We start from the raw sequence: 20,023 nt of genomic DNA on the forward strand, positions 1-20,023 counted from the left end.
AAAAGAAAAAAGAAGCAAAAAAGAAAAAAACTGTGGAAATATGGAAAACTCTATCGAGTTTACCACATTCCCACAGTTACAACAATAATAATAACAGGTTTGTATACCTTTTAAAAGTCAACCTTATTCAGGCACGGACAAGTGATTTACTGATAACAGATAACTGACAACAGATAACACATTTACTCGTGCCCGAAGAGAGACTCGAACTCTCAAGGATTGTACTCCAACGGCTTCTGAGACCGCAACGTTTACCAATTTCGCCATCCGGGCAATGCTTTTTCTGCCATTAAAAGCCAGTTTGTTGATTGTTGTGACGCTCAGTGACACTGACATGTTCATTAGAAAGGCATGCAAATATATAAGAATTCAGATAAAATTAAGAAGCGATTTTATATATTAAATTCATATCAAACTATACCTTAATTCCTACTTTATCTAATCCATCAATAAGATAATAGGTGAGGACTCAGGTTGGATAAAAATTCTTATTTTAGACAGCTAAACAAGTATAAATGCATAAACTGAAGCTATTTTCTGTATTCTACAAAAGCACGCTAAGTTTAAGCATCGCATTTGCTACCCTAGTTGCAGCAATAGGAGGGAGGCTGGGTTTTATTACAGTTTTCGGGATTGCATTTATGACGGGTGGATGGATTTTAAGCCTTTTTTATAAAGAGCAAACCCGCAAAAATGAATACTTCTATTATCAGAATATGGGTATAACTAAAACTGCTTTAGTAATTTTCTGTATTCTTCTGAATGTTTTAATTGGATCATTCCTCATTCTCTTTGATCGTGCTTGATGTTTTGGAAGTCGATAGTCTTGCCAAAAGGTATTCTGAACGGGTAATCTTAAGCGATGTTTATTTAAAATGCTTTACCGGAGATATTGTGGGTCTATTTGGTAGAAACGGGACCGGAAAATCAACCCTGATGAAGATCGTGTTTGGAATAGAAAAGGCAGATAACAAATTTGTCAGAGTGAATGATAAGGTATTGGTAAGCCAGTCCCAACTGATACAGGAAATTTCTTATTTATCTCAGGACACCTTTTTACCCAATAATTCAACTGTACTAGAACTAATCAGGCTTACCTTAAATAATCAGAATGTGAATAGCTTTGTGAATGATGCTATCCTGAGTCCCTTTCTGAACACTAAAGTAAATTCACTTTCTGGAGGGGAGCTTCGCTATCTGGAAATTAAGGTTTTATTGAACCTGCCTTCAAAGTTTGTACTGCTTGATGAGCCCTTCAATGGTCTTTCCCCAATTATCGTAAAAGCGGTAAGTGAACTGATTAAATCTCATTCGAAATCAAAAGGGATTATTCTAACCGATCATGATTATCATAGCGTTCTGGATATCGCAAACAGGTTTTATCTGTTGAGTGATGGCTACCTGAAATCAATCTCAGGAAGAAGTGATTTGGTAAGGTTGGGATATTTGAATCGTTAAAATTTTCGATTTTATTCCCGATTTCTTATTCTCCATTCTCCACTCTCAATTGCCTACTCCTTAATCCTCAACCCGATCTTATAAATTTTGCTATTCCCATTTTCACTTTCCGAAAGATATTGATTGAGCCCTGCAATACTTTCAAATTTTCTGGGTTGAATGCTATTCCTTTTGCTGGTAAAGTATAAGGTTTCATTGACTTCATCATAGAAAGGGCAGTATTCCATGAATTTTGTGTTGATGGTATTTCCCATGTTTTCTGCCCTGCTCCATTGATTGGCTTTGTCTTTTTTAGAAATGTACAAATCGCCGCTACCCAGGCCTCCTTCGCTGTTGTATTTTGTGTAAATCAGAAAATCTTCATTTTTAGAGATGAAGGCATTGAATTCGTAGCCGGTACTATTGATTTCTGGTCCCAATAGTTTAGCTTCCTGATAAGTGCCATTGCGGTACTCGCATAAATAAATATCGTCCTGCCCGATACCACCCGGAGCGTCGGATGTGAAATACAAATTATTATTTGCTGAAACAGAGGGGTAGAATTCGTCGTTTTTGGAATTTATTGGCTTGCCCATATTGATCAGGGCAGACCATGGACTGTTTTTGTTTTCTCTTTTGACATACCAGATATCATAATCTTTTGCAGTACTTGCAGAATCGTTCAGAGGTCTGTTTGAAGCAAAATAAAGTTTGGTCTGGTCAGGGGAAAGAAATGGCTCCATATCGGAGAATTTATTGGAGAATGACATTAATTTGGGTCTGACCATTTCCCATTCAACTTTTTCATGGATACAATTTGTGAAATCTCCTGAAAAGGGCTTTGCAGCGTAAAATAGATTTCGTCATTATTCTGAGAAATGCAGAAATCCCTTATATTTTGAAACTGGTTTAGCTTTTCGTTTACAATTTCTACTTTCCCGATGATCTGGCTAAAACCAGTGATTGTACAGCAAATAATTACTGAAACAAGGAAGGAAATTCTAAGTGCTGCTTTCATTTTTTAGGATTGTATGGTCTGCTGTATTTGAAAAATAAGCCTTGATACACAATTTGAATGATTTCTTAATTCGTTTTCCGGATAAGCATAAACTCAGGTATTGGAATAGCTTTGTTTAAATATGCTAAATATCTGTTACAGGTTCTAATTTAATAATGCTCTCTTCAGGAGCAGGAAATCCTGGGTATAATTCTTCCATCTTATCAAATCATAATCACATTCCATCGTCCAAATTCCCATAAAAAAATTAACTTTGCAATTCTAATACAGGTACCCAAAGAAAACGTTCAATGATCCATTTTTTTGTCTCCCCAATAAACAAAGTTTTTGCTGTTCAAACACCTGCTGAGATCGCTCAGGAAGATATAAAGAGACTAAACTGGCTCTTTGGGGAAGCACATAAATCAGATCAATTGGTGATGCCAGGCTATCATGTGGGTCCGAGGGCTGCAATGATTACACCTTGGAGTACCAATGCGGTCGAGATCACACAGAACATGGGTATTTCAGGCATTATCCGTATCGAGGAATTTGAAAAGGTTCCGGCTGATTTTAATGCTTTTGATCCGATGCTTTCGCAGAAGTATTCAGAACTGAATCAGGAGATCTATACGATTCATATCAAACCTGAGCCTATTCTGGATATCAGCGATATAGCGGCTTATAATCAATCCGAAGGACTGGCCTTAAGCGTTGAGGAAGTTGATTATTTGAATAATCTGTCTGCCAAGCTGGGCAGGAAATTAACGGATTCTGAGATTTTCGCCTTCTCACAGGCCAATTCAGAGCATTGCCGTCATAAGATCTTCAACGGTACTTTTGTGATTGATGGGGAAGAAAAACCGACTTCACTATTCAAACTGATCCGTAAAACCTCTGAAACGAATCCCAACGATATTGTTTCGGCCTATAAAGATAATGTGGCCTTTGTAAAAGGCCCTAAGCTGGTGCAATTTGCACCTAAAACTGCCGATAAGGCTGATTTCTACGAAGAGAAGGAATTTGATTCTGTTCTTTCCCTTAAAGCCGAAACCCATAATTTCCCTACAACCGTTGAACCTTTTAATGGCGCAGCAACCGGTTCGGGAGGGGAGATCCGCGACCGGCTGGCCGGGGGACAAGGTTCATTGCCGCTCGCAGGGACGGCTGTTTATATGACCGCCTACTCTCGCTTGGAGCAGGAGCATGCTGATTACCAGCACTCTAGTCACCCCGATGAAAATCGGGGGCATCAGGGTGACACCGCACAAAGCAACCGCACCTGGGAGAACGCCATGTCCGAACGCCCATGGCTCTACCAAACCCCTATGGATATCCTGATCAAAGCTTCCAATGGTGCTTCAGATTTTGGAAATAAATTCGGTCAGCCTTTAATTACGGGTTCTGTATTGACCTTTGAGCATGAGGAAAGCGGTCGTAAAACCGGCTATGATAAAGTAATTATGCAGGCGGGTGGTGTTGGATATGGTAAGCTGGATCAGGCGATTAAACATAGTCCGAAAGCAGGAGATAAAATTGTGATCCTTGGCGGAGAGAACTACCGCATTGGAATGGGTGGTGCTGCGGTTTCTTCTGCAGATACCGGTGCTTTTGGTTCAGGAATTGAGTTGAATGCGATTCAGCGTTCCAATCCTGAAATGCAGAAGCGTGCAGCCAATGCGATTCGTGCTTTTGTTGAAAGCGATCATAACCCGATCGTTTCCATTCACGATCATGGCGCAGGAGGACATTTAAACTGTCTTTCGGAGCTGGTGGAAGCTACCGGTGGACTTATTGATCTGGATAAATTGCCTGTTGGCGATCCAACTTTATCAGCAAAAGAAATTATTGGTAACGAGTCACAGGAACGTATGGGTCTGGTGATCGGCCAGAAAGATATAGATACCTTAAAACGCATTGCCGAGCGTGAGCGTTCACCAATGTACGAGGTGGGAGATGTAACCAATGATCATCGTTTTACCTTCGAGTCGAAATCAACAGGCTTAAAGCCAATGGATTATGCTTTGGAAGATTTCTTTGGAAGTTCTCCTAAAACCATTATGGCGGATAAAACAGTTCAGCGGAATTATGCTGATCTGACTTATAATACTTCAGATATTCCAGCTTACCTCAATCAGGTATTGCAATTGGAAGCCGTGGCCTGTAAAGATTGGCTGACCAATAAAGTTGACCGTTGTGTTGGTGGCAGGGTTGCTAAACAGCAATGTGCCGGACCGTTACAATTGCCATTAAACAATGCAGGTGTAATGGCGCTGGATTTTAAAGGAAAGGAGGGTATTGCGACTTCCATCGGGCATTCACCGGTATCCGCATTGATTGATCCGGGAGCGGGTTCTCGGACTGCCATCGGGGAGGCACTCTCAAATATAGTCTGGGCTCCTTTAAAGGATGGTCTAGCTTCGGTTTCACTTTCAGCAAACTGGATGTGGGCTTGTAAGAATGAAGGTGAGGATGCCCGTTTATATGAAGCTGTAAAGGCATGTTCAGATTTTGCTATTGAACTGGGAATCAATATCCCGACAGGGAAAGATTCGCTGTCAATGAAGCAGAAATACCCGAATGATGAGGTTATTGCCCCTGGTACTGTTATTATCTCGGCAGCCGGCAATTGCTCTAATATCACTAAGGTTGTTGAGCCGGTTCTGAAGCGTAATGGCGGAAACATTTATTATCTTAATTTATCTCAGGATACATTCAAGCTGGGTGGTTCTTCTTTTGCTCAGATTCTAAATAAGGTTGGAACAGAAGTCCCAACAATTAAGGATTCAGCTTATTTCAAAAAGGCTTTTAATGTATTGCAGGATCTGATTAAAGACCGCAACATCAATGCCGGGCATGATGTGGGCAGCGGTGGTTTGATCACTACTTTGCTGGAATTGAGCTTTGCGGAGGTTAATCTGGGTGCTGATTATGATCTGAGTTCATTAAATGAACAGGATACGGTAAAAGCATTCTTTAACGAGAACATTGCAGTAGTTTTCCAGGCTGATGCATCTGTGGAAGCTATCTTTGCTCAGAATGGGATTGAAATCTTTAAAATAGGTAGGGTTGCCGAAGGTAATTCAATAAGCATTAAGAATAACAGCGATTCATTCACTTTCAATGTGTCTGAAACAAGAGATACCTGGTACAAAACCTCATTCCTCCTGGATTCTAAGCAATCGAAAAACGGAATGGCGCAGGAGCGTTATCACAATTATAAGAAACAGCCTTTACAATTTACTTTCCCTGCAAATTTTGACGGTAAATTACCTGTCATAGCCAAGGGAGCAGTAAGACCAAAAGCAGCGATCATTCGTGAGAAAGGAAGTAATTCTGAACGCGAAATGGCGAATGCGATGTATCTGGCCGGTTTTGATGTGAAAGATATCCACATGACCGATCTGATTTCGGGAAGGGAAAATTTAGAGGATATTCAGTTTATCGGGGCTGTCGGAGGATTCTCCAATTCGGATGTTTTGGGTTCGGCAAAAGGCTGGGCAGGTGCATTTTTATACAATGAAAAGGCTAATACAGTCCTGAAGAACTTTTTTAAGCGTGATGATACTTTATCTGCGGGTATTTGTAATGGCTGCCAGCTGTTTATGGAGCTTGAACTGATCAATCCTGATCATGAAGTTCATGGAAAGCTGCATCATAACACTTCTCACAAGCATGAAAGCGGGTTCACATCCGTAAAAATCCAGAAAAACAATTCGGTGATGCTTTCTTCGCTTGAAGGCACTACTTTGGGGGTCTGGATTTCACATGGAGAGGGTAAATTCAATTTGCCTTATGCCGAAGAGCAGTATAATATTGTCGCTAAATACGGCTATGAAAGCTATCCTGCAAATCCGAATGGTTCAGATTTCAATACTGCTATGATGTGTGATGCAACAGGAAGACATTTGGTAATGATGCCGCATATTGAGCGCTCAACTTTTCCATGGAACTGGGCGAATTACCCTGACAGAGGCCAAAAGGACGAAGTTTCTCCGTGGTTGGAGGCATTTGTGAATGCGAGAAAATGGGTTGAGGGGAGCTTAAAGCTAAAAGCTTAAAGTTGAAAGCTGGGATTGGGGTTCAATGCATAACAGGTAATCTTAAGCACTTTCCTAATCCTACTAATCACCTTAATCCTACTAATCCTAGTCCATACCGGCCTCCCCCCAGCCCCCTCCGAAGGAGAGGGAGGCATGATGGCTAGAAATTTTAGTTCAATGGAAATGGTTATTCTTAAGCACTATTCCTAATCATACGAATCAGCTTAATCATACGAATCACAGTTCAGACAATATTGCAAGTAGTTATTCTTGAGTACTATTTCTATGCGCCCAGTATCCCCCGCAGGCGGGGGAATAAAAGGGGGAGGCTGGAAGAATGATTATGATTTTAACCTCCCCCTGCAACCGCACCAATCCGATGCACCCCCTCCAAAGGGGGATAGCATGATACCTAAAAATTTGAGTTCAATGGAAATGGTTGTTCTTGAGTATTTTCGTAATCATAAGAATTGCCAAAATCACAGTTCAGACAAATTGAATAAGCAAATAGTTGTTCTTAAGCACTATTCCCAATCCTACGAATCACCTTAATCCTAATATTCCTAGCTCCCATTGATTTTTATTCCCCCTTTACCTAGTTAATTTGAAATTATCCATATTTTTATAGCTAATCAATTAGCTAACCATGCAGAAATATCTTTTTATCGTTCTGCTGCTTTTTTGCAGTATGAATGGCTTTTCGCAAAATAAAGATCTGATCCTTGGGAAATGGCTTAATGCGACCGGAGAGGCACATATTCAGATTTACGCCAATGGAAACAAATTCTTTGGCAAGCTGGCCTGGCTTAAAGAGCCATTTGATGCGAATGGGAAACCTAAATTGGATAAGGAAAATCCGCACAATGATTTGAATAAACGTCCGATTCTGGGACTGGTTTTTCTTAAAGATTTTATCTACAAAGAAGGAATCTGGGAGGGGGGCACTATTTACGATCCTAAAACAGGCAAAACTTATAGCTGTAAAATCAGTGCAGATGGTAAGAATAAAATCAATGTACGCGGTTTTGTGGGCTTTTCATTGCTCGGGCGCACAGAAACCTGGACCCGGGTGGAATGAGGTATTTTATTAGTTTGATTTTTATTATCATTCTTTCCGTTTCCGGATTGAGTGCCCAATCTATACAGCTTTTACAGAAAGGTAAGGATACCAGTTTGCGGGGATTATCTGTTATGGATGATTCTGTTGTCTGGGTAAGTGGCAGCAAAGGCTGGACTGCAGTCAGTAAAGATGGGGGCAAAAACTGGGGCTGGAAGCAAATAAAAGGCTATGAAAGCCTCGATTTCAGGGATATTGAGGGCTTTTCGGAAAGCAAAGCTATTATAGTGAGTGCTGGCACACCTGCTGTGATCCTGTTAACAATAGATGGCGGCAAAAGCTGGAAGGAAGTCTACCGGAACGAATCTAAGGATATCTTTCTGGACGGCATGGATTTCTGGGATGCTGATAGAGGGATTATTTATGGTGATCCGATTAAGGAACAGATGGTCTTATTGGAAACAAGGGACAGGGGAATGAGCTGGCAGAATATCAGTGCTCAGAATAAAATTCCTTTGATAAATGGAGAAGCAAGTTTCGCGGCAAGCGGGACAAATATTCGCACGGGAAAGGGAGGCAAGGTCTGGATTGCAACGGGTGGCTTGCAATCAAGAATATTCAGATCGAATGATTATGGATTAAACTGGGAAGCCACACAATTGCCGATTATCCAGGGTAAAAATAGTACCGGGCCATTTTCAATTGCATTTTATAAGAATAAAGCAGGTGTAGCAGCCGGGGGTGATTTTCTTTCGGATACTTCCAGGGTAAATAATTTGGTACTGACAAAAAATGGGGGTCAGGGCTGGACAAAGCCTCAGGTTACATTATTCGGTTATCGCTCTGCTATAGAATATTTATCAAAAAATGAATTAATTGCTACGGGGCCTAAGGGTACTGACAGTTCTGCAGATGGCGGTAAAACCTGGATGAAACTTTCTGATCAGGGTTTTCATACGGTCAGAAAGGCAAAAGCAGGCGATCTGGTATTACTGACAGGTGGAAACGGGCGTATTGCTATTTATCAGAAATGAGGGATTTTGCCATTCAATTTTAAGACTTAAATGCTACTATGAATCTTGAATTCAATAAAAATGAGGACAGCAATAAGCAGCTAGTCTATGAGGTGAAAACCCGCTTAAAGAAAATTTATGCCGGTGGTGGTGAAAAGGCTGCTGCGAAGCAGAAGGAGAAGGGAAAGATGCTGGCACGTGAGCGGATTAGTTATTTACTCGATCCGGATAGCCAATGGTTGGAGATCGGGGCTTTTGCCGCTGAAGATATGTATCAGGATGTTGGCGGCTGCCCTTCGGCGGGAGTGGTTACGGGCATAGGTTATGTTTCGGGCAGGCAGTGTATGATTGTTGCGAACGATGCGACTGTAAAGGCTGGTGCCTGGTTCCCGATGACGGCTAAAAAGAACCTCAGGGCGCAGGAGATTGCGATGGAGAACCGTTTACCTGTGATCTACCTGGTTGATTCGGCAGGGGTGTTTTTACCAATGCAGGATGAGATATTTCCGGATAAGGAGCATTTCGGGAGGATTTTTCGCAATAATGCGATCATGAGTGGCATGGGAATCGTACAGATTTCTGCAATTATGGGATCTTGTGTTGCCGGAGGGGCTTATTTGCCTATTATGAGCGACGAAGCAATGATTGTTGAAGGTACCGGCTCGGTATTTCTGGCAGGAAGCTACCTTGTTAAATCAGCCATCGGAGAAGACATTGATAATGAAACCCTGGGTGGTGCGAGCACGCATTGTGAAATATCCGGCGTGACCGATTATAAACACCCCAATGATGCGGCTTGTCTGGATTCGATTCGTAAGGTCATGAGCATGTTAGGGAGTCCAAAGAACGCTGGTTTTGACCGGATTAAGCCTGCTGCACCTAAATTGAATGAAGAGGAGATCTACGGATTGCTGCCTGAAAGCAGGGAGAATCCCTACGATATGCGGGAGATCATTCTTCGCCTGCTGGACAATTCAGAGTTTGAAGAGTACAAAGCTTTATACGGACAGAGTATTATTTGCGGATTAGGGCGGATTGATGGCTGGGCGGTCGGTATTGTGGCCAATCAGCGTAAGGTGGTGAAGAGTAAAAAGGGTGAAATGCAGTTCGGCGGGGTGATTTACTCGGATTCGGCTGATAAGTCTGCTCGATTCATCATGAATTGCAACCAGAAGAAGATACCCCTGGTGTTTTTGCAGGATGTGACCGGTTTCATGGTTGGGAGTCGCTCGGAGCAGGGTGGAATCATCAAGGATGGTGCTAAAATGGTGAATGTAGTTGCCAATTCGGTGGTTCCGAAGTTTACCATAGTGATTGGAAACTCCTATGGTGCAGGTAATTATGCGATGTGTGGTAAGGCCTACGATCCGCGCTTGATCTATGCCTGGCCTTCTGCGAAGATCGCGGTGATGGGTGGTCAGCAGGCGGCTAAAGTATTGCTTCAAATTCAGGAAGCATCTTTAAAAGCAAAAGGGGAGGTAATAACTCAGGAGAAGGAAGATGAATTGTTAAATGAGATTAAAGATCGTTATGATGCTCAAACCACACCGTATTATGCGGCATCCCGTTTATGGGTCGATGGAATTATAGATCCCCTGGAGACCCGGAAGGTGATTTCGATGGGGATTGAGGCAGCGAACCAGTCGCCCATAGAGAAGTCCTTTAACGCAGGTATTTTACAGACCTAAAGAAAACAGATGAAGCATTTATTTCTCGGCATATTTTTATTGGGGGCGCTTGGTGCCAGTGCCCAAACCGGGGCAAAACTCCATAAAAAAGCTATTGTAGTGGATACCCACGGAGATATTTTATCCGATCAAATCAAAACGGGTATTGATGTTGGTGTACGGCAGAAGAGTGGAAATTTTGATCTGGTACGTGCTAAAGAAGGTGGATTGGATGTACAGGTTTTTTCGGTCTGGAGTGATTATACCGGAGGATTCGCATTGGCAAACAGGCAGATTGATTCGCTGGATGCACTGATCAGACGTCACCCGGATAAGATTGCTAAGGTAAGAACTGCTTCAGAATTGAAATCAGCAGTGAAACAAGGGAAAATGGCGGCTTTGTTTGGTGTAGAGGGCGGACATATGATCGAGAACAAGATCGAAAACCTGGAAGCGCTTGCCAAACGCGGGATGATTTATATGACCCTGACCTGGAATAATAGTACCCCATGGTCGAGTTCGGCATATGAAGAAACTTTTTAAAAAGATAGTTTAAAGCAAATCGGTCTCAGTGATCTGGGAAAGCAGATCATCAAACGCATGAACGAGCTGGGGGTAATTGTAGATCTTTCGCATGTGGGTGAGACTACTTTTTACGATGCGATTAAGGCTTCTACGAAGCCTGTAATGGCCTCACACAGCTCTGCTTATGTGTTTAATGCACATCAGCGTAATTTAAAGGATGATCAGATCAGGGCCATTGCTAAAACAGGAGGGGTGGTTTTTGTGAACTTCTTTTCCCTTTTTTTGGATAGTACTTACAGCGGTAAGCAAAATCAGTATAATGACAGGCATAAAGATGAACTGAGTGCTTTGACAGCGAAATATAATAGTCGGTCAAGAGCTTCTGAGGAGATTAATAACAAATACCGTCAGGAAATAGAGGATATGCGTGCTCCATTGTCTTTGCTTATTGATCATATTGATCATATGGTCAAGCTTGTTGGTGCAGATCATGTTGGTTTAGGCGCTGATTATGACGGCGCAGAATCCTACCCCAAAGGCCTTGATGATGTTTCCAAATACCCGCTGATTACTGAAGCGTTACTTCAAAGGGGGTATTTAGGGAAGGATGTGAGGAAGATATTGGGAGGGAATTTTATCAGACTCCTTCTTAGAGCTAAAAGTTGAAAGCTTAAAGCTAAAAGCTGAAAGCAGGAATTTGAGTTAAGATTCAAGATGAATTTGAACTCTAAAGTAAATCCTCCCCCTGCAACCGCAATGGCTTAGGCACCCCCCTCCGAAGGGGGACATGAACGATCCTTTTGAAGAAAAAGTCAATCTCTCAGCTCTAATTTTTTCTCATTTTCAACTATCAATTAAAATTCTCCATCAGATAGCTATCGGGTCTCAATTAAACAGATCTCTTCTCGCGGAAAAATCAACTTTAATAAAATTTATTTTCGCTCGTCGAGATGACAACGGTCAACTCTCCATTCTCCTCATGTTGTCAACTGTCAATTATCAATTGTCAACTAATCAAATGTTCCACCAATACGTCATCTTCAGCACAAGGAACCTGTTCTTGACAGAAAAGGGTGTTGGCAGGTAATTGTCGGTATACACGATAAAGATGTCGGAGGCGGGCTTATAACGCCATTGTACCCGGGTATTTACATTGATATTATCGCTTTGCTCATTGTACTGTACAAACCCTGTGAAAAAGAGCTTATTGGTCATGGTAACATCCAGACGCGGGCCAACCAGCCAGAATTTGCGGTTGTTCCATGGATTGGGTAGTTTGATGTCGTTATAACTTGAACTGAGAGCAAAACTGACATAGGGCTGGAATCGGTAACCAAACTCCGTTGTAATATTCAAACGGGTTCCATCAGCATAATATCCGCCATAGCGCGTTGAAAAAGAGAAAGTGTAGAGACTTTGAGGCCGGGAAACGAATTCTGTACCAAATGAGTTCCAGCTATGCTTGCTTCCGGTAGGTAAAGTTGCAATTCCAGCATTGGTTGGATCAAAGGGTTGTAGAAGTTTCACATAATCATGGGCAGTCCAGGCGGTAAATGTTGCCCTGGTTCTAAAATTCAGGCTATAAGCAACATAGTTGGTATTATCAGTCGGTTTAAATGATTCGTTAAAGTAATTGCTGCTGAAGAATTTTGGTCCGTGGCTAACCAGTTTGCCCGCTTTTGGAAAAAAGAGATAGGAAGCAGAAGGGTTCAGATGGACATAGCCTCGTCTGGGAACATAACCGACTTCTGCATTGTAATTTATTCCAACATATTCATGCTGCCAGTTCAGATCCCAGTTTCCAGTCCAGTAACGAAGGTTTGCTGCCTGCATCATATCCTTACCGCGTTTATTCGGACTGAAGGATTTCATGCTCACTGCCTTGCCTGTCCAGGTGTTATTGGCCGAGGCCAGATTATACTCTAATCCTGCCACCCGATTGTATCTTGAAACCCCAACGGCTGCATTGGCTGCACTAAAATTCAGGGACTGCTTATTGATTACAATGGCACTGATGCTGGATCTTGCAAACACTCTTCTCTGTAATGCAATTACCCCGAAATTCTGAGCAGGGTCACTTGCACCAGTATTTTCGGTCTGCATATTCATTACACTGATTCTCAGGTCTTTATTTAGTTTTCCACTGAGGCGTGCGCCATACTGAATCGGTACTCCTAATCCAATACGTCTGGAGAAAAAGGGACGGATATTCTGATAGCCGAAATTGGCAAAAAGGTCACCGTTTTCAAGGAAATATTGTCTTCGTTCCGGGAAGAAAAGTTCAAAGCGGTCCAGGTTTGGAACCTGCCTGTCGACTTCAACTTGTGAATAATCTGGGTTTACAGTCAGATCCAGATTTAATGAAGAATTGATGGCTACTTTAATATCCCCACCAATCTCACCACGATAATCCCTATGAATGGGGGAAGTCAGATGATTATTTGAAATGCCGCCCAGCACATAAGGGATCACTGAAATATTCTGTCCTGGTACAGGCGGTGGCTGATCCCAGACCAAAGATCCGGTATAGGCCAGGGAAGCGGTTGCAAACTGTCTTGGAATAGGGGTCCAGCTTGATTTTTCGCTCGATTTAAGGTCCATACGACTGAAATTGATCCCCCAGCGGGTGATTCCAGGTTTATAGCGGATGGATTTGAAGGGTATGGCAGCTTCAAAAACATAGCGATCAGGGTAATTTTTTACCGCTGAAGTCCATTTATTATCCCAACTAAGGTCTACTTTACTGCCTTCATACATAATACCATCCCATTGAGCGCCGGCTGCATTTGTTCCGAATGAAAATCCATTGGTCAGGTCATTGAATGGATCCATAAACATCAGGAAGTTGTCGTTCTTTCCAAATGCAAAATCCCTTCTTAAAGATTCTACGAAATAAGGACCTGGTTCGTGATAACAAATAGCAATAATGTAGAGATGATCCTTGTCATAAGTCATTTTTACATCTGTTCTCAACTTTGCAAAGCTCGTATCCATGGGTTGTACCATGAAGAAATTACTCGCTAGTTCAGCATCATTCCATGCCTGCTCACTCACATCTCCATCAATTTTGATTTCAGAAGTCGCGGGTTTGATATTCAGTTCGTATTTGGAATTTATCTTTTGAGCAAGGGCATTTATACTCAGCAAACTGAGAAAAATAAAGATAATGTACTTAAACACTGATTTAGATCTTTGATTAGAGTGATTAGGCAGTATTGAATTGGGGTTGTTCAGATCTCCTGATTTTAAAGGATTGGGCATAACAAAACGTAGCTGGTATTTGTTTGTAATAATAACAACAATGGATGAGTTTATTTTAAATAAATATATTTTAATGCGATGTCATTGTTCGCCTATAGTGAATTGTGATGATACCTTTGTTAGGATAGTATTTTTAGTTGACATTTCCATGTTGTCCATCCGCCGCCAAAAGCCTAAATTTGTATAAATTAATTACAGAAATGTCTCAAGATACTGAACATGTACAATGTCTGATCATAGGATCAGGTCCCGCAGGTTATACTGCAGCTATTTATGCAGCCCGTGCTGATTTGAAACCGGTAATGTATACCGGAATGGTTCCCGGAGGACAACTGACTCAAACTACTGATGTGGAAAATTTCCCTGGTTATCCCGATGGAATTATGGGTCCTGAGATGATGGAGGATTTCAGAAAACAGGCTGAACGTTTCGGAACTCAGATCCGCTTTGGATATGTAACTAAAGTCGATTTTTCTTCAACTCCACATAAAGTAATTATTGATGAAGAAAAGACAATAACTGCTGATACAGTAATTATTGCTACGGGTGCAAGTGCTAAATGGCTCGGACTGGAAAGCGAACAAAAATATAACGGTTTTGGCGTTTCTGCCTGTGCAGTATGCGATGGCTTCTTTTTTAAGGGTCAGGATGTTGCAATAGTAGGGGCAGGCGATACAGCAGCAGAAGAGGCGACCTATCTGGCCAAGCTTTGTAAGAAGGTGCACATGCTTGTAAGAAGGGATGAATTCAGAGCTTCCAAGGCAATGCAAAACAGGGTTTTAAATACCCCAAATATCGAGATCCATTACAATACAGATACAGAAGAAATTCTTGGTGACGGTAAGAATGTTACCGGTATAAGAGTCTCAAATAACCTGACCAAAGAAAAAAAGGTGCTGGATGTAACGGGATTTTTTGTTGCAATCGGCCATAATCCAAACACAGAGATATTCAAAGGAATACTGGATATGGATGAAACAGGATACCTGATTACGGAAGCAGATAGCACTAAGACAAATATTCCTGGTGTATTCGCTTGTGGCGATGCTCAGGATAAGTTATGGCGGCAGGCGGTAACTGCGGCAGGAACTGGCTGTATGGCAGCACTGGAGGCTGAAAGATACCTGGCAGCTGCAGAACATGGTAGTCATTGATTATCGGATAAATAAGACATTAAAGCCTCCCTCATACGGAGGCTTTTTTTTTGTTTCTGATCGTGTACACTACAAGATCAGACGCATAATATATTGTTAATCAAGCTTATGAAATGCCTGTATTTATTTATTAAATTTGAAATGAGCAAACAATTCTAATTACACCTTTATTGAGAATTTCCTGATATGAATAGTTTTAAATTTATTTCTGTGCTTTGTTTAACGGGTTTATTAATTTCTTGCGGAGCGGAAGAGGAAAAGCAGGTAATGCCAGTCAAGCAGGAAGCGAAGAAGACAGCGGAGCCTTTTCGTTTTCACAAAGCAATAGAAGTAAAACCGGGATTGACTCTGGATATTGTTAGCTGGGGCAGGGGATCAGATTCCATTGGAGGCTATCTTATTTTAAGATCAGACTCTACTCATTTAAGTTATCGCTCTGTTTCCGATGAACTAAAAGGTCAGGTGGTAGATGCCTGGAATATGGATCTCGATACCGACGGGAATCCGGAGTTGTACATACAGTCGGTAGGGCAGGAAAAGGATTCTTATCTGAATATGTATATCTACGAATTTGGGGATAGCGGATCCAGCCAGCAAATTCGTTTTCCGGATCTGAATTCATCCTTAAAGGAGGGGTATCAGGGGAAAGATTCAATTTATGTTAAAGATAGAAAGCTATTCCGTGAATTCCCTTTTCATGCAGTAAAGGATTCTTCATCAAATGTTAAACCCGCGATCAGGAAGTTAGAGTATACACTCAAAAACAATAGCTTGCAATTTAAAGAGATAAAGGAAGAAACTGAGGGGGAAGCTAAAAAGCCTTAGGATTATTGATCGGTATCTTCGAACTGTTTATGCAGCCTTTCGAGATTTTGGATCATTTCTTCCAGTTTTGCTTCCTCGCGTTTAATATAGATTCGCATCAATACAAAGTAGCATAATGCGATCCAAAGGAAAGTGAATAAAATTCCCATAACCGTAATCCATAGGGAAGTCATAAAAGAAATCTCAATAAAATAGAGTATAAATCCGGCGGTAAAGAAAATTGAATACACTTTATACTTTCTGGTATTGAAAATATAACGGTCGTGTTTATATTTTTTGAGGTGATTGATATAACATTCAGGCTTGTCCAGCAGCTTATCATAATTTATTCTGCGGTAATTGCTGATCATTGCCAGTATATAGTAAATACAACAACAAATAAATATGATCATTGCCAGATGGGTGGTCCACATTGTAAACGGACTCGCTATCCAAACGTAGATGAGTACTGCAGCGGCAATCCCCATGCCTATCATTTCGATTAATAGTTTACTTGCAAGACCATTCCTGGTCTTTCGCAGGTTCTTCAATACATCTTCGTGACTGACTTTCGGCAGTGCAACCTGGTCGTGCCAGATACTCTTCAATGCTTCAAAATCTTTCATGTCTGTTATATAATTCAGTCAGTTTTTGTTTAATTCGATGAATTTTTACTCTCAAATTCCCTTCCGAGATACCCGATATTTCTGCTATTTCGACATAGGGTAATTCATCCAGCACCATGGTGATTATGATACGTTCATTTTCTTCAAGCTGGGCGATACATTTATAAAGAGTTGAAACCTGCTCGTTCTTCTCCGAGATCTCTTCGCCTCTGGTTTCAATAATGGTGTCGGTAAGCTCATCTTTTGCCTGCCGCTTTTCCACTCTCAGATAGGATAAACAGGTATTGACAGCAATCCGATAGATCCAGGTAGATATTAAAGCCTGATTTCTGAATTTATCAAGATTTTGCCAGACTTTCATGAAAGTCTCCTGCATCAAGTCGTTCGCGGTTTCATCATCCCCGGTATAACCATAACACAAATGGTAGATCTTTTTAGAATTGGCCTGGAAAATTTCCTTGAATTGCGCTTCCTTGCTCAAAAGTAATCAGTTTAGGTTTTTTTGACTTTGCTATTGCTGAATTGTTACAAATATTGGCTTTTGTTAATCCATCGGGTTTGCTCGGAGGCATTAATTACAAGAGATTCGAATTCCTTTTGATAATCAAACTGAAGGTCTTCATGCAGTTTTGGTAATAATTTAATGATTTTTTCAAATTGCCGGGTAAGCAATCCCTGCAGCGGTTTATGGCTGGTTCTTAAATCCGCATATTTTAAAAAATTAATACAAAACCAAAGTGCAAGCTCGGTTTCTACCTCCTTTGATCCGGTATATTTAGCATAACGGTTAATCAGGCGGATAATTTTGCGCATACTTTTAGTACTATAGTAATAATGCTTCTGCATCGTTTTAAAATCCTCAAGCAGGAAATTTTTTACCTCTTCGGCATACTTCATCGGGTCATCCGCATCAAAAAGGAGATAGGCAAGTAACTCTTTGTTTTCCTTTTTGTATTTGGCCAGCCGGAGGCAGATGTCCGTTAATTCGTGCACAGAAAGCCCTGACAACTCTTTTTTTAGATCACTTAGTTTCTCTGGCTTCATCTTATGCTTTCATTTGCTTGGTAAATCTAATTAATTACTTTTGTTCGATAGACTAACCAGCATTTATGAAGTTTTCAAATCTCGGAATTATCGCTATCATAGTGATTTCATTTTCTGCCTTGCTCACTTTTTTGGATCATTATAGCTTATTGAATGTTCCAGAATTGGTATTGATGTTTTCGAGGTGGCTGGCCATCGCCGGATTGTTTATGTACGGGTTTAAAAAGAAATCACTTACTACCTGGATTTTGATCTCTATGGTAGTCGGAGCAGAAATCGGGCATGATTTTCCGGAGATAGGAATTAAACTGCAGGTATTAAGCAAGGTCTTCTTAAAGATGATCAAGACTATTATTGCCCCATTACTTTTTGCGACACTGGTATTTGGTATTGCCGGTCATTCTGATTTGAAACAGGTAGGTAGAATGGGATGGAAGTCAATCCTGTATTTTGAAGTGGTTACTACCGTTGCTCTTTTTATCGGACTTGCAGCAATCAATATTTCGAAGGCTGGTATGGGGATTTCAATGCCAACAGGGGCTCATGAAGAACTTGAGAAAGTTCCACCCCAAACCCTGAATGATATAATCCTTCATATTTTTCCTGAGAATATTGCCAAATCTATAGCCGAGGGTCAGGTTTTACAGATCGTGGTTTTCAGTATTATTTTCGGGATTGCACTTGCAATGGTTCGTGAAGATAAGCGTCAGCCTATGCTGCGTGCGACAGAGAGCCTTTCGGAAGTGATGTTTAAATTCACCAATATTATCATGTATTTTGCTCCGATAGGAGTAGGAGCGGCCATAGCTTATACTGTGGGGCATATGGGACTTGGGATTCTGGTGAATCTCTTTCAGTTGCTTCTTACTTTATACGTAGCCTTATTGGTATTTCTTCTCGGAGTTTTGCTTCCGATCGCTTTTTTTGTGGGTGTTCCGATCAAAAAATTCCTGCAGGCCATTGCCGAGCCTGTCTCAATCGCCTTTGCAACTACCAGTTCAGAAGCTGCTCTTCCTAGGGCAATGGAAGCAATGGAACGCATTGGTGTGCCGCGTAAAATCGTAGCTTTTGTAATGCCAACCGGATACAGCTTTAATCTGGACGGAACTACTTTATATTTATCACTTGCCGCGATATTTGTCGCCCAGGCGGCTGGAATGCCCATGACCTTTGGTCAGCAATTGCTGATCGTATTCACCCTGATGTTAACCAGTAAGGGTGTTGCAGGAGTGCCAAGGGCTTCTTTGGTCATTTTGCTGGGTACTGCAGCATCTTTTGGTATGCCGGTATGGCCCATATTTATAATACTGGGTATCGATGAACTGATGGACATGGCAAGAACATCGGTCAATGTAATTGGGAATTGCCTGGCTACTGTAGTTATTGCTAAATGGGAGGGAGAATTTAATCCTCCGGCAGAATTAAGTGCTCCGGATGAGAACCGGATTCATAATCTGGAAGATCAGGCATCAAAACATTAATGAAATTTAATTTTAACAGACACATGTCTTTAAATGCGTCAAATTTATGAGTGATAGAGGTAAAAAGATATTTTTAGCGATTTGTATAATAACCCCATTTCTGTTATACACTGTTTATTATTATTCGATAATGGTGAAGAATGCCCCTTACCGGTTTTCTGATTTTGAATCCATTACTTTTAAATACGGACTTGGGGATAGTATGGTCAATCAGTATTATTCCAAAACAGGTGATTTTCAATATGTTAATCAGGATGATTCCCTGATTAAGACAAAAGTTAAAATGCGTAAGGATGATCTGTTGTATCTGCACCGCAAAGCAGCAGAACTCGGATTCTGGAACTTTCCCGATGAACTTAAAGGGGATGTAGGGTCAGCTAAAGGCAGAAATTCTCCGACTTATTATATTGAATTCAGATATAAGGACAAGAGTAAACATGTGCTGTATGACATCAGCTATGATAAGGAACCTAAGCTGGCAGGTGCTGCAAAATCATTGATTACCGAGATCAGTAATATGATATCGGATGTGAGGGATAGGGATAAGGATTGATTTTTAGGTTTTAATCTGGTAGAATGCCTATTCGAAGATGAATTGTCATTATCAAGGCTTTTTTCAATCTTGATTATTGCAATCCAGATTGGAATTTTTTCTAATGACCCAGAATGGGTCAAATGTTTATAGCAAAATTTCACAAGGAAATCCCGCCCGTCCAGGGCGGGCGCATGTACTTCAAATTATCACATACGACCCCTTCAGGGTCGGGAACCAAGATATTAAGGTGTTTCTATAAACATTCGACCACCTTCGGGGTCGGCTGAGCAAGCAATGTTGAACACTGCAGGGCTGCAATTCCCAATGAAATACAGCCCCTGGTAAAATAAACCTTGCCGGAGGAGGTAGCTTCCGGCTA

The 20,023-nt window shown here is 41.3% G+C and carries 16 protein-coding genes, 1 tRNA gene and 1 pseudogene; 11 read left to right on the forward strand and 7 right to left on the reverse strand.

All coding sequences use genetic code 11. The features are described 5' to 3' along the window. Positions 1–189: 189 nt before the first annotated feature. A tRNA-Leu gene (locus tag Q8M41_RS04700) sits at positions 190–273 on the reverse strand. A 242-nt stretch (positions 274–515) separates the two neighbouring features. Here Q8M41_RS04700 and Q8M41_RS04705 point away from each other — a divergent pair. Both Q8M41_RS04705 and Q8M41_RS04710 read left to right on the forward strand, forming a co-directional pair. After that, positions 516–806, forward strand: coding sequence for a hypothetical protein (locus tag Q8M41_RS04705; protein WP_305364093.1), 291 nt, complete (start codon positions 516–518; stop codon positions 804–806). Further along, the gene (locus Q8M41_RS04710; RefSeq protein WP_305364094.1) at positions 772–1,458 is read left to right on the forward strand and encodes an ATP-binding cassette domain-containing protein; all 687 of its coding nucleotides are present in this window, start codon (positions 772–774) and stop codon (positions 1,456–1,458) included. The genes Q8M41_RS04705 and Q8M41_RS04710 overlap by 35 nt, the downstream gene beginning before the upstream one ends. 53 nt (positions 1,459–1,511) lie before the next feature. Here Q8M41_RS04710 and Q8M41_RS04715 read toward each other — a convergent pair whose 3' ends face one another. Both Q8M41_RS04715 and Q8M41_RS04720 read right to left on the reverse strand, forming a co-directional pair. Continuing rightward, a complete protein-coding gene (locus Q8M41_RS04715) occupies positions 1,512–2,180 on the reverse strand; it encodes a hypothetical protein (RefSeq protein WP_305364095.1) in 669 nt (222 codons plus the stop codon). 26 nt (positions 2,181–2,206) lie between these two features. Further along, complete coding sequence (locus Q8M41_RS04720; protein WP_305364096.1) at positions 2,207–2,455, reverse strand: hypothetical protein; 249 nt, start codon at positions 2,453–2,455, stop codon at positions 2,207–2,209. A 290-nt stretch (positions 2,456–2,745) separates the two neighbouring features. On the opposite strand from Q8M41_RS04720, the gene purL reads away from it, so the two are divergent. The 5 genes and pseudogenes from purL to Q8M41_RS04745 all read left to right on the forward strand — a co-directional run bounded on the left by purL (position 2,746) and on the right by Q8M41_RS04745 (position 11,405). After that, positions 2,746–6,495 carry a phosphoribosylformylglycinamidine synthase gene (purL, locus tag Q8M41_RS04725; RefSeq protein ID WP_305364097.1) on the forward strand — a complete coding sequence of 1,250 codons (3,750 nt, stop codon included), beginning with the start codon at positions 2,746–2,748 and terminating at the stop codon, positions 6,493–6,495. 628 nt (positions 6,496–7,123) lie between these two features. Then, complete coding sequence (locus Q8M41_RS04730) at positions 7,124–7,555, forward strand: DUF2147 domain-containing protein (RefSeq protein ID WP_305364098.1); 432 nt, start codon at positions 7,124–7,126, stop codon at positions 7,553–7,555. Then, the gene (locus tag Q8M41_RS04735; RefSeq protein ID WP_305364099.1) at positions 7,552–8,568 is read left to right on the forward strand and encodes a YCF48-related protein; all 1,017 of its coding nucleotides are present in this window, start codon (positions 7,552–7,554) and stop codon (positions 8,566–8,568) included. The genes Q8M41_RS04730 and Q8M41_RS04735 overlap by 4 nt, the downstream gene beginning before the upstream one ends. Positions 8,569–8,606: 38 nt before the next feature. Continuing rightward, entirely contained in the window at positions 8,607–10,235 is a 1,629-nt protein-coding gene (locus tag Q8M41_RS04740) for an acyl-CoA carboxylase subunit beta (RefSeq protein ID WP_305364100.1), read from the forward strand. Between the two features lie 9 nt (positions 10,236–10,244). Then, positions 10,245–11,405 (forward strand): annotated as a pseudogene (locus tag Q8M41_RS04745) (dipeptidase). Between the two features lie 348 nt (positions 11,406–11,753). On the opposite strand, the gene Q8M41_RS04750 reads toward Q8M41_RS04745, so the two are convergent. Then, the gene (locus Q8M41_RS04750; RefSeq protein WP_305364101.1) at positions 11,754–13,886 is read right to left on the reverse strand and encodes a DUF5916 domain-containing protein; all 2,133 of its coding nucleotides are present in this window, start codon (positions 13,884–13,886) and stop codon (positions 11,754–11,756) included. Between the two features lie 314 nt (positions 13,887–14,200). On the opposite strand from Q8M41_RS04750, the gene trxB reads away from it, so the two are divergent. Next, positions 14,201–15,154 carry a thioredoxin-disulfide reductase gene (trxB, locus tag Q8M41_RS04755; RefSeq protein ID WP_305364102.1) on the forward strand — a complete coding sequence of 318 codons (954 nt, stop codon included), beginning with the start codon at positions 14,201–14,203 and terminating at the stop codon, positions 15,152–15,154. A 186-nt stretch (positions 15,155–15,340) separates the two neighbouring features. Then, positions 15,341–15,979, forward strand: a complete 639-nt coding sequence (locus Q8M41_RS04760) for a hypothetical protein (protein WP_305364103.1) — start codon at positions 15,341–15,343, stop codon at positions 15,977–15,979. Positions 15,980–15,981: 2 nt separating this feature from the next. Here Q8M41_RS04760 and Q8M41_RS04765 read toward each other — a convergent pair whose 3' ends face one another. Genes Q8M41_RS04765 through Q8M41_RS04775 form a run of 3 tightly spaced genes read right to left on the reverse strand, consistent with a single transcriptional unit; the run spans position 15,982 to position 17,628 of the window. Beyond that, a complete protein-coding gene (locus tag Q8M41_RS04765) occupies positions 15,982–16,584 on the reverse strand; it encodes a hypothetical protein (protein ID WP_305364104.1) in 603 nt (200 codons plus the stop codon). After that, the gene (locus Q8M41_RS04770) at positions 16,571–17,065 is read right to left on the reverse strand and encodes an RNA polymerase sigma factor (protein ID WP_305364105.1); all 495 of its coding nucleotides are present in this window, start codon (positions 17,063–17,065) and stop codon (positions 16,571–16,573) included. Before Q8M41_RS04770 ends, Q8M41_RS04765 begins: the two co-directional genes overlap by 14 nt. Positions 17,066–17,109: 44 nt before the next feature. Beyond that, positions 17,110–17,628 carry a hypothetical protein gene (locus Q8M41_RS04775; protein ID WP_305364106.1) on the reverse strand — a complete coding sequence of 173 codons (519 nt, stop codon included), beginning with the start codon at positions 17,626–17,628 and terminating at the stop codon, positions 17,110–17,112. Between the two features lie 65 nt (positions 17,629–17,693). On the opposite strand from Q8M41_RS04775, the gene Q8M41_RS04780 reads away from it, so the two are divergent. Continuing rightward, entirely contained in the window at positions 17,694–19,109 is a 1,416-nt protein-coding gene (locus tag Q8M41_RS04780; RefSeq protein WP_305364107.1) for a dicarboxylate/amino acid:cation symporter, read from the forward strand. 130 nt (positions 19,110–19,239) lie between these two features. Continuing rightward, positions 19,240–19,662, forward strand: coding sequence for a hypothetical protein (locus Q8M41_RS04785; RefSeq protein WP_305364108.1), 423 nt, complete (start codon positions 19,240–19,242; stop codon positions 19,660–19,662). The last annotated feature ends 361 nt before the right edge of the window (positions 19,663–20,023 follow it).

The organism is Daejeonella sp., from assembly GCF_030684675.1.
GTDB lineage: Bacteria > Bacteroidota > Bacteroidia > Sphingobacteriales > Sphingobacteriaceae > Daejeonella.